Origin of the sequence: Brevibacterium aurantiacum, from assembly GCF_900169065.1 — a bacterium.
Taxonomy (GTDB): Bacteria; Actinomycetota; Actinomycetes; order Actinomycetales; family Brevibacteriaceae; genus Brevibacterium; species Brevibacterium aurantiacum.
Genome location: NZ_FXZB01000007.1, coordinates 138,380 through 160,909 on the forward strand (window position 1 = coordinate 138,380; position 22,530 = coordinate 160,909).

The following is a 22,530-nucleotide window of genomic DNA, read 5'->3' on the forward strand; positions in this document are numbered from 1 at the left end:
CGTGGCAGTCATCTTTGATCCGCTCCGCGGGCGGACACGACCCGAGCCCAGCCACAGCGATGATGAGATCATCGACGTGCTCACCGGCGCTGCCGAGGCCGTGGGAATCGACACCTCCGGGTGGGCGGTGCTGACCGGGGCCGGGATGAGCACGGATTCGGGAGTCCCCGACTATCGGGGACCCGACGCCGTTCCCCGCCAGCCGATGACGATCCAGACCTTCCTATCCCATCCCGACCAGCGAGCCCGCTACTGGGCGCGTTCCTGGGTGGGCTGGCCGCGGATGCGCTCTGCCCGGCCTAATGCGGCACATCTGGGGCTCGCTCAGCTGCCCGTCGCCGGCATCGTCACGCAGAATGTCGACGGACTCCACCAGGCCGCGGCACGGGAGGAGGGCAGTCGCAGTCCGGTCATCGATCTGCATGGCAGCCTGGATCGTGTCATCTGCCTCAAGGAAGGGCACATGTTCGACCGAGACTGGGTCCAGATCCAGTTGAGCGAGCTCAACCCCGAGTTCGCGAAACTCGTGGGAATCGATCCGATCGATGTCGAGACGGCCCCCGACGGTGACGTGGATCTGGAGGAGACGGCGGATTTCATTGTCACCGACTGCCCCCGCTGCGGTGGAATCCTCAAACCCGATGTCGTGTACTTCGGTGACTCCGTGCCTCCGGCGAGGCTGCAGGAGGCGAATCGCATCTGCGCTGAGGCGAGTGGAATCGTCGTGCTCGGATCCTCGCTCGCGGTGTTGTCGGGGCTGCGTTTCGTGCGGGCGGCGGCGAAGGCCGGGAAGCCGGTGGTCATCGTCACAGACGGTCCCACCAGGGGAGATGAGCTTGCTGACTACCGCTCGATCTCCCGCGTCGGCGACTTCGTCAAGGGGTGGGCACTCAGAGGAATCCAAGGCGATGATGACAAGCTTCAGGCATGAGCAATCTTGCCCGAACCGAACGCCTCCGCCTCGTCGATACAGCCAACAGGGCCGGTGAAGACGCCCCGACGCTGTGCGAGGGCTGGACGACACGTGACCTTGCCACCCACCTCGTCATCCGCGAACGCCACCCCGTGGCCGCCCTCGGCATCTTCATGCCGAAGCTCGAAGGCAAGCGCGAGGAGCAGGAACGTGTGTATGCCGCGATGCCGTATTCGAGTCTGCTGGGTCTCGTGGCATCCCCGCCGAGGTGGACCCCGGGTCGGTGGCCCGGCGTCGAATCCGTGATGAACACCGCCGAATACATCGTCCACCACGAGGACATCCGACGCGCGGAGATCGAATGGATCCCACGCAGGCTGTCCCTGCCGGAGAACCGTGCCGTGTGGACAGCGTGCCGAACCGCGCTCCTACCCTTCGCTGCCAAGGCCGAGGGCCGCGTCACGATCGTCAGCCCCGGATTCGGCCAGCACAGCACGGGCAGAAAATCCGGCGGGAGTAAGGGCGGTGCCCAGGGGCTCACCATCACCGGTGAACCCGTGGAGATCCTGCTCTACCTCATGGGCCGAGAGGACCATGCCCTCGTCGATGTGAAGTGAGGGACCGCATCGTTGGGCGAGGCGGGGGAAAACCCCCGAACAGCTGAACGGTTTGTATCATTCCCCTGCCAAGTGCAAGTTCCTAAGCTGATACCAACAGCAGCCGCACAAGCAGAGGCAGAAAGATCCACCCCACCCCCACCCCCAACTCCGACTACACAGCAGAGACCAACTACCCCTCGAACTCCGGATACTCCTCGACCACTGGTGGCCAGGGCTACCTGGAAGCGAATCAGGGCTACACCACCGGCGCACAGCCACCGCAGTCCTACCGCGCCCGGGCAGAGGAAGATCCGGGCAAGGTCCTGGGAATCATCTCCCTCGTCGCGACCCTCTCGACCTTCCTGGGCTTCAACTTCCTCGGCCCCATCGTCGGCATCATCACCGGCCATATGGCGCGCAAGAACTCACGAAGCGCGGGTTTCGGCGACAACGAGATGGGCAAATGGGGCTTCATCCTCGGCATCGTCTTCATCTCAGTGGCGGTGCTGGGCGGACTGCTCGGCCTGTCCATCGCAGGATTCGCCGGACTGGCAGGACTCCTCGGGGCCTAGTACCCGACCCAGGCTCCGCGCTCCTGGTCGAGCACGCGAGGGTGGAGCAGGGTCGAGGCCTCAACATCACCGACGGAAGCCCGATCACGGTCGGGCGCGAACGTGGTGGAGGACGCGAGCACTTCAGCCGTCGCGAATTTCAATCCCTCGGGAGCATCCCGGGGGATTGTCACGTTCGGACCCTGCTCCTCGGCTCCACTGCCTTCGGAGGCATCGGCCAGGAAATAGCCCCAGTCACCGAAGCTGGGGACATCGACGTGATAGGGCGTGGTGGCCAGGCCCGCCTCGGCGACGGCCTCCCCGATGCCCCAATAGGCCTCCGGAGCGAAGTACGGGGAGCCAGCCTGGACGACGAGCCTGGCCTCGGGGGACATGACCTGTTTGATCAGTCCGTAGAACTCGATGCTGTAGAGCTTCGAGGTGGCGACATCGTCCGGATCCGGCAGATCGGCGATGACCGCATCGTAGGCGGTGTGCTCGGCTTCGCGCAGCCAGGTGAACGCATCGGCGGCGATGGTCTTCACTCGGGGATCATCGAGGGAGTCTTCGTTGAAGTCAGTGAAGTGGTCCGATGTCTTGGCGAGTTCGAGGACGCGGGGGTCGAGGTCGACGAGTGTCACCGATTCGACATCGGGATATTTGAGGATCTCCCGCACAGCCAGACCGTCCCCGCCGCCGAGGACGAGGACATTGCGCTTGGGCCCATCCATGAGCGGATGGACCAGGGACTCGTGATAGCGATATTCGTCGGCCGAAGCGAACTGCAGATCTCCATTGAGGTAGAGCCGCGTGTCCCCGGTCTTCTGTGACTCGGTGAGCACGATCTCCTGGTAGTCCGTGCGCTGGGAATAGACGATCGGATCCCGGTAGAGGCGCTGCCGGGTCGTCATCTCGATGTCGTCGGTGAACACCCAGACCACGGTGAGTCCGCCGACGATGAGGACGAGCAGGCCAGCCAGGATCACCTGTGTGCGGGTGCGGATCTCGGTGCGGAAGAGCCAGAGCACGATGAGGATGCCGACGACGGCATTCGTGATCCCCACCGCCAGAGCGCCTCTGGGCAGACCGAAGATCGGGAGCAGGATGAAGGGGAAGGCGAGCCCGCCGACCAGCCCGCCGACGTAGTCCGCGGCGAAGAGATCGGCGACGGCGCTGGAGGCCTTCTGCGCCCGGATGCGTTGGACGAGCTCCATGAGCAGGGGGATCTCCGCGCCGATGAGCGCGCCGATGACGAAGGCGAGGGCGACCATCGCGACTGTGTAGATGTCGGCGAAGGCGAAGGCGAGGTAGAGCAGGATGACCGAGAGGCCGCCGATGATGCCCAGCGCGGCCTCGATGAGGGCGAAGGCGACTGCGGCGAACTCGGTCAGGCGCTTCGTGGCCAGGGACCCGATGCCCATCGCGAATACCATGACCGAAAGGACGATCGAGGCCTGAACGATGGTGTCGCCGAGGAGGTAGGAGCCGAGTGCGACGAGCGCGAGCTCGTAGACCATGCCGCAGCTGGCGCAGATGAAGACGGCCAGGAGCACGAAGAAGCGGGCGGGTCCTGGCTTCAGCGGCAGCGTGATCGGTTTGCTGCCGCCGATGCTATCGGCGTCAGCGGATTCTGTCGGTGAACTCAAAGGAGCGCTGCGGCCATGATGCCCGCGATGCCCACATGAGCGGAGGCATTGACCCACACTTCAGGGTGAAACGCATCGGGTTTGATCATGTCGCCGAGCTTGCCGGGGGTGAAGGCGTCGATGAGCAGGAAGCTCAGGGCCATGAGGATGATGCCGACGATGCCGAAGACCAGGGTGGAGATGATGCCGAAGACGAAGTCATCCGCGCTGGCACGGATCGCGGCGATGACGATGATCGCCACACCGAGGAGGTCGGACGCGACGAGGATCACGGCATTCTTCGACTTCTGCTGCCAGAGGATGACGTGCAGCTTTCCCGGGGTGAGGAGGTCGACGACGAAGTAGCCGATGAGCATGAGCGCGAGGCCGCTCACGGCGTAGGAGAGGACGATCCCGATCTCAAAGAAGAGTTCTGCCAACATGATTGCCTTTCAGAGTGCTGTCGGTGCTGTCATTTGCCGCGAACGCTGTCATTTGCCGGTGCCGGGTCCGCCGCCGCGGAATCCCGAGCCGTCGCCGTAGTTCGATCCGACGCTGCTGGAGCCGCCGCCGAAGAAGGGCAGGAAGAAGAATCCGCCACCACCGCCACCCGAGCCGTCCGAGTCATCCGTGCAGCCATTCATGATGTTGCCGAGGATCAGGACGATGACTACCAGTGCGATGACGGTGCCGCAGCCGGAGCGTTTCTTCGGGCCGCCGGCATTGTTGTTCGAGGGTCCGGAGCCGCGGTCTCCGCCGCCGGAGCCGCGCCCGTTCTCGGCGTCGAAGTTGAAGGAGCCTCCGCCCATGGAGACATTGGGATCGCGGCTCATGATCTCCTCCTCAGTTCGCTGTGGCTGTGCACGATCTGTCGGTGCTGTGGATAGCAGTGCCAGCTCCGCCAGGAGAGTTGCTCGGAACTGCAGTCGGTCAGGGCCAGCGCCGTCAGCGCACCTGGTTCACCGGGGAAGTCAACGACGAGGTGACGGTCGTGGGCACTCGAACGGGCCACCACCTCGGCGGCGGCATCACTGAAGCTGCCGGGAACATCTGTGAGCTCGCAGCGGAACTGATGTCGGGTGAATCCCGACCAGGTTCCAGCGGTGGTGCGGGTCGTGTCCCAGCCGGGACGCTCATCCTCGCCGAGGCAGGCGAAGGTTTCGATGAACGCGTCAGTGTTGTTGTCGCTCAGGATCACTTGGTGGGAGGAGCCGATGACGTGGAGCTCGAGCTGCAAACGATCCTGCCCATTCGACGACGGCAGGTCGATGAAGTCGGAGGCCAGAGGGGTGATGCGGCCATGGTCGAGGCTGAAGGTCAGCGCCTGGGCAGACGTATCGGCGAAGGCCACGTCGACGCTCAGGTGCTGGGCCGGCACCGGGTGTGTCAATGGGGGAGTGAGTGTCATCAGCTGCCCGAATAGATGGTGAAGGAACCGACCGGGATCGATTCGCCGGTGCTCACTTCCCAACGACCGTGGTCGAAGCGTTCGAAGGCGAGCAGCTTGTGGTCATCGGACTCGTAGTCGACGTAGTCGACGCCGCCCTTCTCATTGAGGCCGGTGGTGCCCTCGGAGCGATAGGAGGCGGTGCCGTGCTCGACGAGTTTGTACTCGGTGCCCTCGATCGTGATGGTCTTGGCCTTGGGCTCGATGTCGAGCTCGGGGCGATCACTCCACCGGGAGACCTGCAGATCGGGATCATTCTCGACGGTCAGCCACAGGCGGGTAGCGGACTGGTCGGCCTGGAAGAAGTGCTCGGCCCAGTCGTAGCCGCCCTCTGAGATGCGCAGGGTGCCGCGGACGAAGAACTTCTCATTGCCGAATTCGAGCAGGTCACCGGCCTTGATCGTCTCCGGATCCCCGCCTGCGTTCTGCTCCGGCGCGAACGGATCCTGTGGTCGGCGGGGTGCGGCCGCATTCTCTTCGAACTTGCGGCGGCTGGCAGCACGCCTGCGGATGACGATCACCGTGATGAGAACGACGATGATGAACACCAAGACGGTGATGAGGATATTCGATGACACGGGTGCCTGCTTCGATCAGATAGCCGGAACTTTCACACTCAACTGTAGTCGAAACGTCCCTCGAGCGCGGTCATGGAATCCGCAGGGAAGAAGCCGAGATCCCGGTTGAGCGCGTGCATCGGCCCATTGCCCGTGGCTGTGTAGGTCTGGATCCAGTCGGCCTGGGCGACTTCCGGGATCTCGTGGAGCTGGCGCATGTTCGCGACCTTGAGCCCGCGTCCGATGCCACGACCGCGATACGCTCCCTCGACGAAGGTGTCCTCCTGGACGACGATGTCCGTCTCGTGGCGGGAGACCATGATCTCCGTGTACCCGACAGCAACCGGCCCGTCAGCGGCATTGTCGTCGACCTCGGCGGTGTGGTCGTCGACGTGGGCGATCGAGCTGACCAGAATCCAGCCCTGGTCGGCCATCCGCTCCTCATGGGTGCGGATCGCGTCGGCACCGGCATGCTTGAGCGTGCGCGTGAGGTCACCGACCGGGACGTCCTCGTCCATCTGCTGACGCAGCCGTGCCCAGTCCTCGACTGCTTCGTCCGGGCAGCCACCGATCCACGAGGTGATGGACACATTCGGATCGGGGTCTATCGCCAGCCGTGACTTCACAGCCGGGTCCCTGTAGCGGTTGGCATCATCACGCAGGTAGGCCGGCAGGTCCAGCAGCAGCCGCTGTTCCTCATTGCCGATGATCAGTCCCTGTGCCTGTGCGAAGGCCACCCCCTCCGGGCAGTAGGTTTCGGTCTGGACGAGCTCCGTGCGTCCACGCAGCAGATCCGCGACGGCTCCGGCGATCGACGTGCCGTGTCCCTGTCGTCGGTGCGCGGGCAGGATCCCGATTTCGACATCGGCAGGGGCGTCAGTGACGATGTTGATCTCGGCGCCGCCGACGGGTACTTCGCCGAGGTGGGCCACGAGTGCGATGTCGGCCTTGTCGGAGCGCGGCTGTGCGAATTGGGTGAGGGTCGACTCGAGGCTCTGCCACCAGGCGGCGGTGCGGCCGACGGTGTAGGCCTCACACATGAGCGCACGCCATTGCGTGAGCCCGTCGACGTCGTCGGGCTCGATGCGGGTGATCTGGACATCGACCATGACTTGAGTCGACCACGCTTCGACCCGGATTTCAAGGATTCGAGGCAGGGTCCGATCCGTCCTCAGGTCCCACCTCGGCGTTGGGATCCTCTGTGGGCAGGCGGGAGCCGATGTGTGCGTTGGGACGATTCATCACCCGGTAGATGAGGAAGGCACCCACGCTGAAGACCACGATGATGGTCAGGATGAGGAAGATGACGGCGCCGAGACCCGGCTCCATCACTTGGCCATCCGACGACGGTCGAGGAAATTCGCGAAGCGGGCCCGGAAGGAACCCATGCCGATCGAGCCGGTGACTACGATGGTCGGTCTGCGGCCCTCGGGAATTGCGTTGACCACGGACTTCACCGAGCCCCAGGACTTGGACAGGTCGTCGACGTTGACGGCCCAGTCATCGGGAACGACGACGACGACCGACCCCATTCCGGCGACGACTTCGACATGGATGACCTCAAGGTCGGTCTCGACCTCGAGGAAGTTCAGTTCGACGTTCGACATCGACGGCTCGCACCTGATGTAGGGCGGGACCTGCCACCGCCCGCGGCGGAGGTCGCTCTCCCAGCCGGCCTTGATGACCAATGGCTTGCCTGACTCGATGGCCCGGCCAGCGGGAGCCGATCGGCTGACAGCGGTACCGGGGCGGAATCGATCAGAGGGCAGTTGGATGGTGAGGTCGGAGAGGACTTCGTCGAGGTCGATCGGGAATCGGGCGGCATGGACCTTCTCCATACGTTCGTCGAGTTCCTCCACCGTGATCCGGCCGTCGCCGGCGGCTTCGCGCAGGACTTCGATCGCTTCGTCACGCTCTTTGTGTCCGATGCGGTAGGTCTTCGCCGGGTCGTTTTCGGCACGATCGTCGTCAGGGGAATGGGAGGAGGAGTTGCTCATGATCTCTATCGTGCCCGATTCACGCGCTCGTCCACAACGGCAATGGGCGCAAGCTCACGATGGCGACGAGGAGCGGGTGCGTGTGTCGTGTCAGCCGTTGGCATTAGGCTAAGCATGTGTCCACCGCACTGTACAGAAGATACCGCCCAGAGACCTTCGATGAGGTCATCGGTCAAGAGCATGTGACCGATCCGCTCAAGGCCGCGATCGAACGTGGCCGCATCAACCATGCCTATCTGTTCTCCGGCCCCCGAGGGTGTGGCAAGACCACCTCGGCACGGATCCTGGCGAGGTGTCTCAACTGTGCCAAGGGGCCGACTCCTGTGCCCTGCGGTGAGTGCCCGAGCTGTGAGGACCTGGCCAATGGCGGCTCGGGTTCGCTCGATGTCGTGGAGATCGACGCGGCCAGCCACAACGGCGTCGACGATGCCCGCGACCTGCGTGAGCGCGCGATCTATGCCCCGGCCCGTGATCGGTACAAGGTCTTCATCCTCGATGAGGCCCATATGGTGACCTCGCAGGGCTTCAACGCGCTGCTCAAGATCGTCGAGGAGCCGCCGCCTCACATCAAGTTCATCTTCGCGACGACCGAGCCTGAGAAGGTCATCGGCACAATCCGCTCGCGGACCCATCACTACCCGTTCCGCCTGGTCCCGCCCGAAGCTTTGGGTAACTACATGGAAGACCTGTGCAACCGCGAAGGTGTGCAGGTTGCCAAGGGTGTGCTTCCGCTCGTCGTGCGCGCCGGCGGCGGATCCGTGCGTGACACCCTGTCCGTGCTCGACCAGCTCATCGCCGGTTCGGGTCCCGGTGGCGTCGACTATGCAGGAGCCATCGCGCTCCTGGGATACACCCCTGACTCCCTGCTCAGCGACATCGTCGACGCCTTCTCCGCCGGCGATGGCGGCGGGGTCTACCGTGCCGTCGAGCGGGTCATCGAGTCGGGGCAGGACCCGCGTCGCTTCGTTGAGGATCTGCTCGAGCGCATGCGCGATCTCATCGTCATCAATGCTGCCCCCGAGGCGGCTCATGCCTTCTTGCCGGAAGTCCCTCCGGACCGCCTCGAGCGACTGACTCTGCAGGCCAGAGGCTTCGGACAGGGTGAGCTCTCTCGATCGGCGGACCTGCTCAACCAGGGCCTGACCGAAATGTCAGGAGCAACCTCGCCGAGGCTGCAGCTCGAGCTGATCTGTGCGCGCATTCTTCTGCCCGGCTCGGGTCGCAGTCGAGACGCCGTGCTCAGCCGTGTCGAACGGATGGAACGCCGCATCGGCATGTCCGCCTCGGGCACAGCCGCGAACATTCCACCTGCTCAGCCGGAGGCGGTTGCCCCGTCCGGAGACGGCGGGCAATCGAGTTCCACACCGCCGGCGCAGGGACAGTCACAAGGCGCTTCGGGACAGTCGCAGCCTTCGCCGGCTCCCGCAGCGCAGTCCTCGAATCAGGCACCGCCGCCGAGCCAGGCGCCACGAGATGATTTCGACGAGCTCGCCGAGATGGCCGCGGCCGCCGAGTCCATGCTCAACGAGCCACCAGCCTCGACTCCAGCCGATAGTCCACAGGAAGATCGGTCGTCACTTCCCGAAGACTCCGCGCAGGCTGCGGAGGCCGTCGCGGATGATCGGCCATCCGGTCGCGATGCTCAGCACGGTGATTCACCGTCGAGCTCAGATGCCTCACATGCTCAGCAGCCTGGCGCCATGCCTTCGTCCCAGGAGCAGCCTGACCGGGCTTCGCAGGCTCAGGCCTCGCAGGGCCAGGTCTCGCAGGCTCAGGCGCCGGCTGACTCAGATGCGGCTGGCCCAGGTCATTATGACCACGCTCCGGCTGACTCAGCCCAGTCCGGCTCAGCCCAGTCCGACCCAGTTCCCCAGGTCCGTAGCGAGCAGAAGGCCGGTGCGCAGCCTCGGGGCTCAGCCTCGGCGGATAACTCTGCGCCGGAGGGCGATGCCGTGGCCGGCGCCGGTCACATCGGCGGTGAAATCGAAGCGATTCGACGGGCCTGGCCGAGCATCCTTGCCGCAGTCGAAAAACGCAGTCGCCTGACCAGAGCGATCATTGCGGCGAATGCGATCCCGCAGTCATATTCCGCTGGAGTCGTCTACCTCGGATTTAACAATGCCGGTTCCGTTCAGGGCTTCCAGCAGAGAGACCATGCGGCCAAGCTGGCGATGGCGATCAATGACGTCCTCGGCATTCAGGCACGTATCGACATCGGTGATGTCGGTCGTATCGGCGGGAACTCGGGCCAGGCAGATGCCGGACGCGGGACAGGCGGCAAGGGAGCCTCGGCGTCGGCGCCGAGCGAGGCTCCAGGAAATCGGGATCCGGCACCCGCCCAAAGACGACCCAGTCCGCAGGAAGTGGCCGCGGTCGTCGGCACACGCGAGGTCGACAAACCGCAGGTCGATCATGAGAAGTTCTGGGAGACCAGCGGCTCTCCGCAGGGCCCATGGTCCGATGACGACGAGGAGGGGGAACAGCCGGCGTCACACGAAGCACCTCAGCCACCGACTGATTCTCAATCCGGCTCAGACTCTGGCCCAGATTCCGATGCCACCTCCGACTCACCATCTGCAGACGCTTCCAACGATGCCGGAGACGGACCAAGCGCCCACTCTGGCCCCACCGACGAACCTGCTTCGCGGGAAGAGAACGTTCCGACCGACCAGAACACGGCGGACGACGCGCAGGATTCAGGCGGTCAGTCGGCACCTGTCGAGGAGCAGGCACCTGCCGAAATGGCGGCGTCGGCAGGTCAGAGCCCCGAACAGCAGGCCTCTGAGCAGTCGACGTTCGAACAGCCTGCCTCGGACGAGTCCCTGGCGGACTCGGACATTGTCGTACCTGACCTCTCCGATGAGGACTTCTTCAGCGATCCCTCGGACAACACTGCCCCTGAGCAGCCGGAGGTGGATCACCGGGCGGATCTCGCGCCACATGCCGCAGCACCGGAGGCGCAGTCGGCACCGGAGGATGCACCGATGGAGTATGTGCAGCCACGGTGGGAGGAGCCGACCTGGCACGACGGACCCGACGAAGAGGCCCCGAACCTCGGCGACTCCTCAGACGGAGAGACCCAGCCTGCAGCTGCGGGCGAGGAGTTCACGAGTGCAGGCTCGGGCGCTGTGGAAGTCGGAGCACTTGTCGTCCCTCCGCCGGAAGACGACGACCTTGATTTCCTCGGTGACTACGCCGATGGTGGTACTGGACTGCCGGAGACTACCTCTCAGCCACCTGCCCAGTCCTCACGACCACAGGGGCATGGAGCGGCGAAGCCGTTCAAGTCCCGTTTCGCCGCTCTTGCTGAAAAGCATGGTGGCAGCACCCCGCAGCCACCGGCCCAGAGCGGAGAGAACGGGTACTCGCAGAACGGGAACTCCACGATGCCTGGATCTTCAGCGAATGATGCCCACGCTGATGCTCGGCCTCAGAGCTCCGGGGCTGATGAGGACGAGTATGATCCGGAGACGGACCTCGACATCTCGGACGCCCCGCAGATCGGGGTGGCCGTGATCGCACGGGTCCTCGGCGGCGAGATCATTGATGAAAGAGAAGTATGAGCGCGGTTTACGAAGGTGCCCTGCAGGACCTGGTCGAGGAATTCGGCAAGCTTCCGGGCATCGGCCCGAAGTCCGCGCAGCGGTTGGCGTTCCATATTCTCCAATCTGAATCCGCCGACGTCAGCTCACTGGCTCAGGCCCTGACAGAGGTGAAGAAGCGTGTGCGCTTCTGCGACATCTGCGGCAACGTCTCTGAAGAGGCAGAGTGCACAGTGTGCCAGGACCCGCGTCGCGATCGCTCGATGATCTGCGTCGTCGAGGAACCCAAGGACGTCGTGGCCATCGAGCGGACTCGCGAGTACCGGGGCCTCTATCACGTGCTCGGCGGTGCGATCGATCCGATGGCCGGAGTCGGGCCGGACAATCTGCGCATCAAGGAACTGATGCCGCGCCTGCAGAACGGCGAAGTCAAGGAATGCGTCATCGCCACCGACCCCAACCTCGAGGGTGAAGCCACCGCCACCTACCTCGTGCGTCTGCTCAACTCCCTGGGAGTGACTGTGACGAGGCTGGCTTCGGGACTGCCTGTCGGCGGAGACCTCGAATACGCCGATGAAGTCACCCTTGGTCGGGCCTTTTCCGGCCGTCGCGAAATGGACTGATCCACCTCTGCTCAGTGTTCGCGGATGTCCGTGAACTTTCGCTCCGCCCTCTTGACTCCATATCGATTATCGTGAAGTATGTTGATTATCGATATATCGACTAACGATATGAAGTGGTGAATCTAGGCGATGAATTCGGGGTCGACGCTTTGACGACCCAGGAGGACTCGCCGAAGCAGGAAGGCAGGATCATGGCACAGGAGAATGGGCAGAGCGAACTGCCCGAAGAGCCAGACGACGCCGTCATCGGGAAGCCCAAGGGTGGGGTGAAGCGCGGTGACGGTGCGGCCAAGCGGAAGGCGTTCGGCACGGGGTACGAACTCTGGGTGGGACTGGCACTTGGGTTCTACGTGATCTATGCAGTGACCGAGCTGGTCACTGACCTCGTGCATGCAAAGATCAGGCTGCCGCTCGAATTCGAGTCCGATGCTGTGGCGACACTTGGCTTCCCAGGGGGAGAAGCGACTCTGAGCGGACTGACTCAGATCACGGTGTCCACAACCGACCTGGCCACCGCGACGATGGTCCTGCTCCTCATTGCGAAGATCGCGCTGATCCTCACCTTCATAGTCGCTGCAGTCGCGATCGTTCCCGTCATCAGGGATATTGCCAAAGGTGACCCGTTCACCAGCCGTTCGATCATGGCGCTCGGAGTGCTCGAGAGCTTCATCGCCGTGGGATGGCTGGTCTATTTCGCCGCGATGGTGCTGGGCAGCAACATGGTCTCGCGTGATCTCGACATCGCCGATGAGGTAGGTCCGGGCGTGACGACGGTCCAGGCGTTCGTCTTGCTGGGTGTCGTCGGTGGAATCGAGCTGCTGCGGCGCTGCTTCACTTCGGGGCAGAGGGCTTCGGAAGAACTCGAGGGCCTCGTCTGATGGTTGAGGAATTCGAATCACTCCACGTCGTCTGCCATCTGGACTCTCTGCTGACCCAGCGAGGTCTGAGCCTGACTGAACTCTCGAAACTCGTCGATGTGTCCCTGGCCAACCTCTCGGTGCTGAAGAACAACCGCGCCAAAGCCATCAGATACTCAACACTCATCGCACTGTGCCAGGTTCTGGACTGCCAGCCCGGGGACCTGTTCACCGTCAATGTCCGCCCCGACTGAGATGAGCACATCGCCCCGACCGAGACGAGCACATCGCGTCGTCTGAGACAAGCAGATCACATCGTCGCTCGAGTACTCGAGATCGTGAACAGCGCGGGGATCTCGGCGGACTGTCGCCGCGAAAACGGCGTCCCTGAGCAGTGTCTGAATGACGGGCGAAGGTGAAGTGAAATGGCTGACCTCATATAATGGTCGAGGTGCCGGAGAGCCGACACGGCTGAAATCCTGATCGAAGCAAGCACGAGACCACCATGTTTGGAACCATGGAATCGATCGCCCGGCACGGAACTTATCAGCGATAAGGAAGAGACTGCAGTGAGCATAGTCGTCCAGAAGTTTGGCGGGTCCTCGGTAGCCGATGCGGAATCGGTGAAGCGGGTGGCCAAGCGAATTGTCGAAAACCGTCAGGCCGGTCACGAAGTAGTTGTCGTGGTGTCGGCCATGGGAGACAGCACCGACGATCTCATCGACTTGGCCCAACAGGTTTCTCCGATGCCCCCAGCCCGTGAACTCGACATGCTCCTGACTGCAGGTGAGCGCATCTCCATGGCAGTTCTTGCCATGGCGATTGCCAACCTCGGCGAGGAAGCACAGTCGTTCACCGGCTCACAGGCCGGTGTGATCACCGACGAGCAGTTCGGCAAGGCGCGCATCATCGACGTCACGCCAGGTCGCATCCGCTCGGCACTCGACCAGGGATATGTGGCTATTGTGGCCGGATTCCAGGGAGTCAGCCAAACAGCGAAGAACATCACCACATTGGGGCGCGGCGGATCAGATACGACCGCGGTTGCCCTCGCAGCGGCATTGGATGCCGATGTCTGCGAGATCTACACCGACGTCGATGGTGTCTTCACCGCCGACCCCCGCATCGTGCCGACAGCACACAAGATCGATGAGATCGGCTACGAGGAGATGATGGAGATGGCGGCCTCGGGCGCCAAGGTCCTCATGCTCCGGTGCGTCGAGTACGCCCGCCGGTACAACGTGCCCGTGCACGTGCGGTCCTCATTCTCACGTAATCAAGGCACCTGGGTGACCGACTCACCCATTCCTGAAGCCTTCCGGCCGAAGCAGGGATCGAAGGCCCCGGCAATAGCGGAATCAGAAACGGAGTCCAACATGGAACAGGCAATCATTTCCGGAGTCGCCCATGATCGCTCGGAGGCCAAGGTCACGATCGTCGGCGTTCCCGACGTTCCCGGCAAGGCTGCCGAAATCTTCAACACCATGGCCGCGACGGAGATCAACATCGACATGATCGTCCAGAACATCTCCACCCGCGAACCCGGCAAGACCGACATCTCCTTCACCCTGCCGATGGACGACGGCGCCAAGGCGCTCGAAGCCCTCGACGCGGTGAAGGCCTCGATCGGCTTCGACCAGGTCCGCTACGACGACCAGATCGGCAAGCTCTCGGTCGTGGGTGCAGGGATGCGCTCTCACCCAGGCGTGACCGCCATCCTGTTCGAGGCCCTGAGCAATGCCCAGGTCAACATCGACATGATCTCCACTTCGGAGATCCGCATCAGCGTCGTCACACGAGCAGACATCCTCGACGACGCCGTCCGTGCCGCGCATGCCGCGTACGGACTCGACAGTGAAGACGACGAAGCAGTGGTTTACGGAGGTACCGGACGATGAGCGTCAATATCGGAGTAGTCGGAGCAACCGGTCAGGTGGGCGGCGTCATGCTCGACCTGCTGGCAGACAATCCCGGATTCGAGATCAACAGCCTGCGACTCTTCGCCTCGGCTAGGTCGGCTGGCAAGGTCGTCGAGTTCAACGGTGAGTCCATCACCGTCGAAGACGCCGCCGAGGCGGACCCCAGCGGGCTCGATATCGCATTGTTCTCCGCCGGTGGGGCCACCTCCCGTGCCCAGGCAGAACGTTTTGCCGCAGCCGGGGCCATCGTGGTCGACAATTCCTCGGCTTGGCGCTCGGATCCTGACGTCCCCTTGGTCGTCAGCGAGGTCAACCCAGAGGCTCTGGACACACTGCCCAAGGGCATCATCGCCAACCCGAACTGCACCACGATGGCCGCGATGCCGGTCCTCAAGGCGCTCGATTCCGCCGCTGGTCTCCAGCGACTCATCGTCAGCACCTATCAGGCAGTGTCCGGTTCCGGCGTGAGCGGAGTTGAGGAACTCGCCAGCCAGCTCGAAGCCGGTGTCGCCGACTCGCGCAAACTGGCCCGCGATGGCAGCGCGGTCAGCCTGCCCGCTCCGGACAACTACGTCGAGCCCATCGCGTTCAACGTCCTGCCCATGGCAGGATCCATCGTCGACGACGGTGAACTCGAGACCGACGAAGAGAAGAAGCTGCGCAACGAGAGCCGTAAGATTCTCGGGAAGCCCGATCTCCTCGTGGCAGGAACCTGCGTGCGCGTTCCCGTGTTCACGGGACACAGCCTGAGTATCCACGCGGAGTTCGGCTCCGAGATCACCCCAGCCAAGGCCACCGAGGTGCTCGCCGAAGCGCCAGGGGTCGAGCTGGATGACGTCCCAACACCGTTGAAGGCAGCGGGCAAGGACGCGAGCTTCGTCGGCCGTATCCGTGCCGACCAGTCTGCCCCTGCAGGTAAGGGCCTCGTCCTGTTCGTGGCCAACGACAACCTGCGCAAGGGTGCTGCCCTGAACACAGTGCAGATCGCAGCACTGCTGGCGAAGAAGGTTGAGTCACAGGCCGCCTGAGCACAGATCACAGGCACGCTCGAGCTGAGCTGACTGAGAGCCGTCCGAAGACCGTTGGTCTCGGGCGGCTCTCCTGTTTCCACACATAAACAGGTTGCTATATATAAATATTTATATTAGTGGTGAGTCTTCAAGCTGAGTAGTGTGAACGTCGTTGTCACACATTCCCTCGCTCACGCTCTGAAAGGCACACCATGCGTTCTTCCCGACTCGGCATCATGTCCGGGGCAATCGCTGTGACCACTGTTGCGGCCCTGAGTGGGTGCGGGGGACAGGCCTCTGGATCCACCGAGCTCTCGGTCGTCGCCTCGACCAATGTGTACGCCGACATTGTGTCCCAGGTGGCAGGAGACTTCGCGAAGGTCAGCGCGGTCATCGATGACCCCAACCAGGACCCGCACTCCTATGAGGCCACGACCCAGGACCGGTTGAAGCTGTCGAAAGCCGACCTGGTCATCCAGAACGGCGGCGGCTACGACTCGTTCATGACCACGATGCTCGAGGCCTCCGACGTCGAGGTCGACACCATCGACACTGTCTCCATCTCCGGTCTGCCAGGATCCGAGGACCTCGGCAATGAACCCCATGATCACGGTGATGAGGAAGCCAAGGGCGGCGGCCACGTCCATGAGCACGGCGAAGAAGAAGGTCACGAGCACGCCGAAGAAGACGGTCACGAGCACGCCCACGGGGAGTTCAACGAACATCTCTGGTACTCGTTGCCCACGATGACGAAGCTCGTCGACGAGGTTGCGACCCACCTCGGCGAGGCCGAGCCCGAACACAAAGATGACTTCACGGCCAATGCCGATGAGTACAAGAAGACGCTGGAGAAGCTGCAGTCGCAGATCGATGACGCCAAGGCTGAGCACGAGGGTGACGAGGTCGCGGCCACTGAGCCCGTACCGCTGTGGCTGTTTGCGGACATGGGGCTGAAGAACATCACCTCCGATGAGTTCCTCGAAGCAGTGGAAGAGGGCAACGATGTGCCGCCGCTGGTGCTGAAGAAGGCCGAGGAACAGATCTCGTCGGGTGATGCGGTGCTGCTTGGGTACAATACTCAAGCGGCAGGTCCACAGGCAGAGCAGTTGAAATCCACGGCTGAGAAGTCCGATGTGCCGGTCGTCGACCTCGGCGAGACGATGCCGGCCGATACGCACTACGCGGATTGGATGGGCGAATACATCACTGAAATCTCCACCGCGCTCGAAGGACACAAACACTGAGAATGGCCCCTGATTCCAACGTTTCTCCAGAGCAGACCACGGCCACCGGCCACACCCCGGTGATCAGTCTGCGCGACGCCGAACTGCGTTTCGGGGAACGTGTGCTCTGGCATGACCTCGACCTCGACGTTGCACCGGGGGAGTTCGTGGCGGTGCTGGGACCCAATGGAACCGGAAAGACATCGCTGCTCAAGGTGCTGCTGGGCCAGCATTCGCTGTCGACGGGCTCAGCCCAGATCGACGGCAGGAATGTTCATGCGGGCAACTCGGCAATCGGCTACATCCCCCAGCAGCGAGGAATCGACCAGCACACCCCGATGCGCGGTCGCGATCTGGTCCGGATGGGCATCGACGGGCACCGCTGGGGACCGGGCCGCTTCCTGAAGCGACGTCGTCATCAGGTCGACGAGCTGCTGAACTCCGTCGGCGCCCGCGACTATGCCGATGCGCCAGCCGGGACACTGTCCGGTGGCGAGCTCCAACGACTGCGCGTGGCCCAGGCCCTGGCCAACGACCCGTCGGTGCTGCTGTGCGACGAACCACTCCTGTCCCTGGACATCCACCATCAGAAAGTCGTGGCCAGTCTGCTCCATGAGCAGCGGGTCAAACGCAACACTGCAGTCCTCTTCGTCACCCATGAGATCAACCCGATCCTGCCCTACGTCGACCGTGTCCTCTATATCGTGGGCGGTCATTTCCTCGTCGGCACCCCCGCCGAGGTGATGACCACCGAATCGCTGTCCCGGCTCTACGGCTCCCCAGTCGAAGTGGTGCGAGTGGGCGGTCGGCTCATCGTCGTCGGCGGCGAGGCCGAATGCGTTGACCACCACGTCCACGACGGTGACATGACCATAGAACGAGGTGCGATCCGATGACGGCTCAGGAGATCTTCGGCAGCCTCTTCACCTTCGAAGACTACGGCGAGCTGGTGGCGCTGCTGTTCAACTCGCTCATCGCGGCCGGGCTGCTCGGCGTCGTCGGCGGACTCATCAGCGTCTTCGTCATGGCCCGCGACATCCCCTTCGCAGTCCACGGAATCTCCGAGCTCTCGTTCGCCGGTGCCGCCTTCGCCCTGCTCATCGGGTTCGACGTGGTGGGCGGTTCCATCATCGGCTCCATCATCGCCGCTCTCATCATCGGCGTGGGCGGGGCCAAGGCCTCGGAGAAGAACGCCATCATCGGCGTGCTCATGCCCTTCGGCCTGGGCCTGGCGATCCTGTTCCTCGCCCTCTACGACGGTCGGGCCGCCAGCAAGTTCGGGCTGCTGACCGGTCAGATCGTGGCCATCACCCCGAGCCAGATCATGACCCTGGTGGTGAGTTCGCTGATCGTGCTTCTGGTGCTCGCCGTGATCTGGCGCCCGCTCATGTTCGCCAGCCTCGACCCCGAGGTCGCCCGCGCCAAAGGGGTGCCGGTGTCCGGGCTGACGATCGTGTTCATGCTCGTCCTCGGCCTGGCCGTGGCATTGAGCGTGCAGGTGGTGGGCGTGCTCCTCGTGTTGGCTCTGCTCATCACTCCGGCGGCGGCTGCCACCCAGCTCTCGGCCTCCCCGGTGTGGGTCCCGGTGCTCAGCGTCATCTTCGCGGTCACATCATCAGTCGGCGGCATCCTCATCGCGCTCGGCTCACCGGTGGTGCCGATCAGCCCGTTCGTCACCACGATCTCCTTCCTCATCTACCTCGTCTGCCGCCTCGTGGGGCGGCGGCGGATGAAGCATCTGCATCGTCGCCGCACGGCCCGTGCCGCAGACGAACATGAGAACCCCGTCGCGACCGTCACCTGAGGCGCCGTCAGGCGGTCCTTGGGGGAGGCAGTCGGTGGGAGAACGGGCAGGATCGCCGACTAGAGTTGGACGAATGAAGAAACGTGCACTATTCGCCGGCGCCCTTGCAGTCCCCGCGGCGGCCGGAATCTGGGGAGCGGTCATCGAACCGCACCTCTTCACGGTCCGGCGCCACACACTGCCGATACTGCCCGCCGGGGCGAAGAGCATCAGAATGCTGCACGTCTCGGATCTGCATCTGGCTCCGTGGCAGAAACACAGAGCCGCATGGGTCAAGGCGCTGACCCGGTTGGAGCCCGACGTGGTCGTCAATACCGGCGACAATCTCTCTGCCGACATCGTGCCCGCCGTCCTCGATGTCTTCGATGGGCTCCTCGACGTTCCCGGGGTCTTCGTCCTTGGATCCAATGACTTCTTCTCACCCACAGCGAAGAACCCCGCGAAGTACCTGCGCTCACCTTCAGAGGTGAAGCACCGTACGCAGCCCGACCTCGACGTCAAGGCCCTGATCCGTGGGTTCGAGGCCAGAGACACGCCCGCCGTGACCCGTGGATGGCATTTCCTCGACAACGCCGAGGCGAGTCTGACGATCCGGGGGACCAGGATCGATTTCTGCGGTCTCGGGGATTCCCACATCGACCGCGACCGAATCCAGCTGAACCAGGGTCAGGGGAGCGGTCCGAACGCGTACGACTACCCACGGTTCGATCCTGCTTCTGGGGTGAAAGTGGGCGTTACGCACGCGCCGTATTCGCGCACCCTGGAGGCGTTCACCTCGGCGGGGGCCGATCTCATCATGACCGGACATACCCACGGGGGACAGATTCGGGTCCCCTTCTGGGGTGCGCCGGTGACGAACTGCGACCTGGATCGGACACGCGCGAGAGGTGTCTTTCCGTATCGAAAATCTCTTGTCGAGATCTCTGCCGGGTTGGGCTTCTCGCCCTTCTCACCGGTGCGTTTCGCCTGCCGTCCCGAGGTCAGCCTCCTGACCTTGGTTCCCAGAGGCTGACGTTCTCAACGGTTTTTGAGAATTTGCACAACTCGTATTAGCTAAACTTGTTGTCATGGTGTCTCCTGAGTCAAATCCGAATCCGACCAAGACGGGTGCGTTCCTCCAATTCGTCGCCGTGAGCGCGGTGGCGGGAATCGTCGCCGCCGGTCTTGCCATCCCCGGGGTCGGCGTCGCTACTGCCAGCGCAAACAGTGCCGTCGAGATCTTCAATTCGCTTCCCGCCACCCTCGAGATCCAGGATCTGGGGGAGAAGTCGACGATGCTTGCCTCCGACGGATCGGAGATCGCAGAGTTCTACTGGCAGAACCGAGTCGAGGTGCCCCTCGATGAGATCTCAGACCACATGCAGGACGCGACGATCGCAGTCGAGGACTACAGGTACTTCGAACACGGCGGCGTCGACATCGAGGGCATCGCGCGTGCGGCGGTGCACAACATGGTGTCCTCGACGACACAGGGCGGATCAACGCTGACTCAGCAGTATGTGAAGAACGTGCTCGCGGAGAACGCCCACGCCGAAGCGGACAAAGAGGGTGTGTCGGCAGCCAAGGAGTCGGAGGGCACGGCCGGCTATGCGCGTAAGCTGCGCGAAGCCAAACTCGCTGTGGCAGTTGAGAAGAAGTACGACAAGAAGGACATTCTCAACCGCTACATGAACATCAACAACTACTCCGGTTCGCCCAATGCCTACGGAGTGCAGGCGGCCGCCCACAAATACTGGGGCATCGACGCCAAGGACCTCAATATTCCGCAGTCGGCGATGCTCGCCGGCATTGTGCAGAACCCTTCGGCGTTCAACCCGCAGCGGTCCCCCGACCAGGTGCTCAAGCGTCGCAACACCGTGCTCGGGCAGATGCTCAAGTACGACCACATCACGCAGAAGGAATACGACAAGGCGGTCAAGACCGACCTCGACCTCGACCTGCATGAGACTCCGAACGGCTGTTCGGCAGCCAAGAGCAAGGCAGAATTCTTCTGCAACTATGTTCAGAACGTCATTATGAATGATGACACCTTCGGCGACACGGCTGACGAACGCCTGGCCTTCCTCCAACGTGGTGGTCTGAAGATCAAGACCAGCCTCAATCCCGATATCCAGAAGATCGCGGACAAAGAGATCAAGAAGCGCGTCCCCGTCGGCGACCCCTCCGGCGCCGGTCACGCCCTGGTGACGATCGAACCTGGAACCGGTGAAGTCATCGCCATGGCCGAGAACCGCGAATACACCGCGGGAGAGGTCAAGAAGAAGGACAAGAACAAGAAGACCTCGATCAACTACACCGTCGACAAGAAGCACAACGGAGGCGGCGGCTTCCAGGTCGGTTCGACGTGGAAGCCTTTCGTCCTGACGGCATGGCTGAAGGAAGGAAAGAGCCTCAACACCACCGTCAATGCGACGAAGCGCAATTTCCCGGCCAGCTCCTGGAAGTACGAGGGCTGTCCGAACATGGCCGGAGACTGGGACCCGAACAACGCCGGCGACGGACCAGGTAAGGGGTCGATGACCGCGCTCGAGGCGACGAAGAATTCCGTCAACACAGGTTACGCCGCGATGGGCAACCAGTTGAACATGTGCGACATCATGGACACCGCGATGGATCTGGGCATCCGATACGGCAGTGGTGAGGCGCTCGACTTCAAGAACAAGCAGGGCTTCATTCAGGCGCTCTCGCCCTCCTCGATTCTCGGTACGACGGAGACCACCCCGATCGCCATGGCCGCAGCATTCGCGACCTTCGCAAACGAAGGTGAGTTCTGCGGGCCCAAGCCGATCACCGAGATCAAGGATCGCAACGGCAAGAAGCTTGATCTTCCGGGTGAAGGATGCAAGCGCGTCCTCTCCAAGGACGTCGCCAGGGGCGTTGCTTACGCACTGACGCAGACTTTCAACGGCGGCACGACCAGCTCGCTGAAGATCGGAGTCCCGGCCGGTGCCAAGACCGGTACGACGAACTTCGAGGTCGGTCACACCTGGTTGCTCGGGTTCACGAAGACTTTGTCGACCGCGGTCTGGACCGGTGATCCGGGCGGAACCCGCGATTGGCGCTACGACGGTGCTGGTGCTGTTAATGGGCAAGTCTACGGTGCCACGCTCTCCGGTAAGACTTGGCAGGCCTACATGAGGCAAGCAGTCAAGGAGACCAAGGGCAACACCGGCTTCCCGAAGCCCAGCAGCAAGTACTTCTCCGGAGGCGGCTCCGGCGGTGGCGGCGGTTCGTCCACCGGCGGCCGCAGCGGCGGTGGAGGCGGTAGAAGCCACAACAACGGCGGCGACAACGGCGGTGGCGGAGGTAACTCCGGCAGCAACGGCGGCGGTGGCGGTGGCTCGTCGAACGGCGGTGGCGGCGGCACCGGCGGCGGAGATGGTGGCGAGGCTCCCGGCCTCGGCGGCAACTGACACAGCTGCTTCGTTATCTGATAGAGGCGTCTATCAGATAACGACCCCGCTTAGTAGTTCCCACCCGTCGCTACACAACTCGAATAGCCGACCAGCTCTCCACGCATCGGATTTGAGAGTAGCGAATATAGCCCACGGAGGTCGCAACAGGAGCTGGTGCCCGTGCCCGTTTATCAGCGCGACCAGCGTTGAAGACGGCCGATATTGAATGGGTCTACGTCTATCTTCACTGTTACTTGCCCGAATCCAACAGAGAATTTCGTTCCAAGGCGCCTTCAGAGTCGGGCACAGGTGAACCGGCGACGAACCGTGGCCAGTGCTGGGGTCAAGTCCCTTTTCGTGGTGTTCTTCGGTAGTTCCTTTAACTTGGTATTAAGCAGCGGGGTCGGGCTACGAATCACGCGGTCAGCGGCATCACCACCCCGACCGGGTCGACCTCGGTCTGCCCAT

At 63.1% G+C, this 22,530-nt stretch carries 22 protein-coding genes; 14 read left to right on the forward strand and 8 right to left on the reverse strand.

Features of this window, described 5'->3' with window-relative positions; genetic code table 11:
• The first annotated feature begins 1 nt into the window (after window position 1).
• From BAUR9175_RS06600 to BAUR9175_RS19665, 3 genes are all read left to right on the forward strand, one after another.
• Window positions 2-931: a Sir2 family NAD-dependent protein deacetylase gene (locus BAUR9175_RS06600; RefSeq protein ID WP_069599621.1), complete on the forward strand. Its 930-nt coding sequence runs from the start codon at window positions 2-4 to the stop codon at window positions 929-931.
• Window positions 928-1,530: a TIGR03085 family metal-binding protein gene (locus BAUR9175_RS06605; protein WP_009883174.1), complete on the forward strand. Its 603-nt coding sequence runs from the start codon at window positions 928-930 to the stop codon at window positions 1,528-1,530. The genes BAUR9175_RS06600 and BAUR9175_RS06605 overlap by 4 nt, the downstream gene beginning before the upstream one ends.
• A gap of 314 nt (window positions 1,531-1,844) precedes the next feature.
• On the forward strand, window positions 1,845-2,084 hold the full coding sequence (locus BAUR9175_RS19665) for a DUF4190 domain-containing protein (protein WP_257944287.1): 240 nt from the start codon (window positions 1,845-1,847) through the stop codon (window positions 2,082-2,084).
• Here the strand turns inward: BAUR9175_RS19665 and BAUR9175_RS06610 are convergent.
• From BAUR9175_RS06610 to BAUR9175_RS06645, 8 genes are read right to left on the reverse strand one after another with little or no spacing between them, the layout of a single operon-like run.
• A complete protein-coding gene (locus BAUR9175_RS06610) occupies window positions 2,081-3,709 on the reverse strand; it encodes a polyamine aminopropyltransferase (protein ID WP_009883172.1) in 1,629 nt (542 codons plus the stop codon). The two genes, BAUR9175_RS19665 and BAUR9175_RS06610, sit on opposite strands and share 4 nt — an antisense overlap.
• Entirely contained in the window at window positions 3,706-4,131 is a 426-nt protein-coding gene (locus tag BAUR9175_RS06615) for a DUF350 domain-containing protein (protein ID WP_069599623.1), read from the reverse strand. The genes BAUR9175_RS06610 and BAUR9175_RS06615 overlap by 4 nt, the downstream gene beginning before the upstream one ends.
• Before the next feature lie 48 nt (window positions 4,132-4,179).
• Window positions 4,180-4,521 carry a hypothetical protein gene (locus tag BAUR9175_RS06620; RefSeq protein ID WP_101583306.1) on the reverse strand — a complete coding sequence of 114 codons (342 nt, stop codon included), beginning with the start codon at window positions 4,519-4,521 and terminating at the stop codon, window positions 4,180-4,182.
• Window positions 4,518-5,096: a DUF2617 family protein gene (locus BAUR9175_RS06625; RefSeq protein WP_083248665.1), complete on the reverse strand. Its 579-nt coding sequence runs from the start codon at window positions 5,094-5,096 to the stop codon at window positions 4,518-4,520. The genes BAUR9175_RS06620 and BAUR9175_RS06625 overlap by 4 nt, the downstream gene beginning before the upstream one ends.
• On the reverse strand, window positions 5,096-5,713 hold the full coding sequence (locus BAUR9175_RS06630; RefSeq protein ID WP_009883165.1) for a DUF4178 domain-containing protein: 618 nt from the start codon (window positions 5,711-5,713) through the stop codon (window positions 5,096-5,098). Before BAUR9175_RS06630 ends, BAUR9175_RS06625 begins: the two co-directional genes overlap by 1 nt.
• Before the next feature lie 38 nt (window positions 5,714-5,751).
• Window positions 5,752-6,801, reverse strand: a complete 1,050-nt coding sequence (locus BAUR9175_RS06635; protein WP_101557408.1) for a GNAT family N-acetyltransferase — start codon at window positions 6,799-6,801, stop codon at window positions 5,752-5,754.
• Window positions 6,802-6,832: 31 nt separating this feature from the next.
• Window positions 6,833-7,024 (reverse strand): hypothetical protein, encoded by a 192-nt coding sequence (locus BAUR9175_RS06640; RefSeq protein WP_141322633.1) that lies wholly within the window; start codon window positions 7,022-7,024, stop codon window positions 6,833-6,835.
• Window positions 7,021-7,689 carry a DUF1707 SHOCT-like domain-containing protein gene (locus BAUR9175_RS06645; RefSeq protein WP_096168525.1) on the reverse strand — a complete coding sequence of 223 codons (669 nt, stop codon included), beginning with the start codon at window positions 7,687-7,689 and terminating at the stop codon, window positions 7,021-7,023. The genes BAUR9175_RS06640 and BAUR9175_RS06645 overlap by 4 nt, the downstream gene beginning before the upstream one ends.
• A 116-nt stretch (window positions 7,690-7,805) precedes the next feature.
• Between BAUR9175_RS06645 and BAUR9175_RS06650 the strand changes: the two genes are divergently transcribed.
• The 11 genes from BAUR9175_RS06650 to BAUR9175_RS06700 all read left to right on the forward strand — a co-directional run bounded on the left by BAUR9175_RS06650 (window position 7,806) and on the right by BAUR9175_RS06700 (window position 22,080).
• On the forward strand, window positions 7,806-11,252 hold the full coding sequence (locus BAUR9175_RS06650) for a DNA polymerase III subunit gamma and tau (protein WP_101583307.1): 3,447 nt from the start codon (window positions 7,806-7,808) through the stop codon (window positions 11,250-11,252).
• Window positions 11,249-11,854: a recombination mediator RecR gene (gene recR / locus BAUR9175_RS06655; RefSeq protein ID WP_009883158.1), complete on the forward strand. Its 606-nt coding sequence runs from the start codon at window positions 11,249-11,251 to the stop codon at window positions 11,852-11,854. The genes BAUR9175_RS06650 and recR overlap by 4 nt, the downstream gene beginning before the upstream one ends.
• Window positions 11,855-12,045: 191 nt before the next feature.
• The gene (locus BAUR9175_RS06660) at window positions 12,046-12,732 is read left to right on the forward strand and encodes a DUF2975 domain-containing protein (protein ID WP_125178000.1); all 687 of its coding nucleotides are present in this window, start codon (window positions 12,046-12,048) and stop codon (window positions 12,730-12,732) included.
• The gene (locus BAUR9175_RS06665) at window positions 12,732-12,965 is read left to right on the forward strand and encodes a helix-turn-helix domain-containing protein (RefSeq protein WP_009883155.1); all 234 of its coding nucleotides are present in this window, start codon (window positions 12,732-12,734) and stop codon (window positions 12,963-12,965) included. Before BAUR9175_RS06660 ends, BAUR9175_RS06665 begins: the two co-directional genes overlap by 1 nt.
• Before the next feature lie 315 nt (window positions 12,966-13,280).
• A complete protein-coding gene (locus BAUR9175_RS06670; protein WP_101583310.1) occupies window positions 13,281-14,609 on the forward strand; it encodes an aspartate kinase in 1,329 nt (442 codons plus the stop codon).
• Window positions 14,606-15,658, forward strand: a complete 1,053-nt coding sequence (locus BAUR9175_RS06675) for an aspartate-semialdehyde dehydrogenase (protein ID WP_096160266.1) — start codon at window positions 14,606-14,608, stop codon at window positions 15,656-15,658. Before BAUR9175_RS06670 ends, BAUR9175_RS06675 begins: the two co-directional genes overlap by 4 nt.
• A 194-nt stretch (window positions 15,659-15,852) precedes the next feature.
• Window positions 15,853-16,884: a metal ABC transporter solute-binding protein, Zn/Mn family gene (locus BAUR9175_RS06680; RefSeq protein WP_101583312.1), complete on the forward strand. Its 1,032-nt coding sequence runs from the start codon at window positions 15,853-15,855 to the stop codon at window positions 16,882-16,884.
• A gap of 2 nt (window positions 16,885-16,886) precedes the next feature.
• Window positions 16,887-17,759: a metal ABC transporter ATP-binding protein gene (locus BAUR9175_RS06685; protein ID WP_009883333.1), complete on the forward strand. Its 873-nt coding sequence runs from the start codon at window positions 16,887-16,889 to the stop codon at window positions 17,757-17,759.
• Window positions 17,756-18,667 carry a metal ABC transporter permease gene (locus tag BAUR9175_RS06690; protein WP_096158363.1) on the forward strand — a complete coding sequence of 304 codons (912 nt, stop codon included), beginning with the start codon at window positions 17,756-17,758 and terminating at the stop codon, window positions 18,665-18,667. Before BAUR9175_RS06685 ends, BAUR9175_RS06690 begins: the two co-directional genes overlap by 4 nt.
• Before the next feature lie 73 nt (window positions 18,668-18,740).
• Window positions 18,741-19,679 carry a metallophosphoesterase gene (locus BAUR9175_RS06695; protein WP_009883335.1) on the forward strand — a complete coding sequence of 313 codons (939 nt, stop codon included), beginning with the start codon at window positions 18,741-18,743 and terminating at the stop codon, window positions 19,677-19,679.
• Window positions 19,680-19,734: 55 nt separating this feature from the next.
• The gene (locus BAUR9175_RS06700) at window positions 19,735-22,080 is read left to right on the forward strand and encodes a transglycosylase domain-containing protein (RefSeq protein ID WP_009883336.1); all 2,346 of its coding nucleotides are present in this window, start codon (window positions 19,735-19,737) and stop codon (window positions 22,078-22,080) included.
• The last annotated feature ends 450 nt before the right edge of the window (window positions 22,081-22,530 follow it).

Bases quoted from the DNA above. Each gene is read 5' to 3' on its own strand.
- BAUR9175_RS06605 (WP_009883174.1), top strand. From the start codon at position 928: ATGAGCAATCTTGCCCGAACCGAACGCCTCCGCCTCGTCGATACAGCC.
- BAUR9175_RS06615 (WP_069599623.1), bottom strand. From the start codon at position 4,131: ATGTTGGCAGAACTCTTCTTTGAGATCGGGATCGTCCTCTCCTACGCC.
- BAUR9175_RS06620 (WP_101583306.1), bottom strand. From the start codon at position 4,521: ATGAGCCGCGATCCCAATGTCTCCATGGGCGGAGGCTCCTTCAACTTC.
- BAUR9175_RS06625 (WP_083248665.1), bottom strand. From the start codon at position 5,096: ATGACACTCACTCCCCCATTGACACACCCGGTGCCGGCCCAGCACCTG.
- BAUR9175_RS06635 (WP_101557408.1), bottom strand. From the start codon at position 6,801: ATGGTCGATGTCCAGATCACCCGCATCGAGCCCGACGACGTCGACGGG.
- BAUR9175_RS06645 (WP_096168525.1), bottom strand. From the start codon at position 7,689: ATGAGCAACTCCTCCTCCCATTCCCCTGACGACGATCGTGCCGAAAAC.
- recR (WP_009883158.1), top strand. From the start codon at position 11,249: ATGAGCGCGGTTTACGAAGGTGCCCTGCAGGACCTGGTCGAGGAATTC.
- BAUR9175_RS06660 (WP_125178000.1), top strand. From the start codon at position 12,046: ATGGCACAGGAGAATGGGCAGAGCGAACTGCCCGAAGAGCCAGACGAC.
- BAUR9175_RS06665 (WP_009883155.1), top strand. From the start codon at position 12,732: ATGGTTGAGGAATTCGAATCACTCCACGTCGTCTGCCATCTGGACTCT.
- BAUR9175_RS06675 (WP_096160266.1), top strand. From the start codon at position 14,606: ATGAGCGTCAATATCGGAGTAGTCGGAGCAACCGGTCAGGTGGGCGGC.
- BAUR9175_RS06680 (WP_101583312.1), top strand. From the start codon at position 15,853: ATGCGTTCTTCCCGACTCGGCATCATGTCCGGGGCAATCGCTGTGACC.
- BAUR9175_RS06685 (WP_009883333.1), top strand. From the start codon at position 16,887: ATGGCCCCTGATTCCAACGTTTCTCCAGAGCAGACCACGGCCACCGGC.
- BAUR9175_RS06690 (WP_096158363.1), top strand. From the start codon at position 17,756: ATGACGGCTCAGGAGATCTTCGGCAGCCTCTTCACCTTCGAAGACTAC.
- BAUR9175_RS06695 (WP_009883335.1), top strand. From the start codon at position 18,741: ATGAAGAAACGTGCACTATTCGCCGGCGCCCTTGCAGTCCCCGCGGCG.
- BAUR9175_RS06700 (WP_009883336.1), top strand. From the start codon at position 19,735: ATGGTGTCTCCTGAGTCAAATCCGAATCCGACCAAGACGGGTGCGTTC.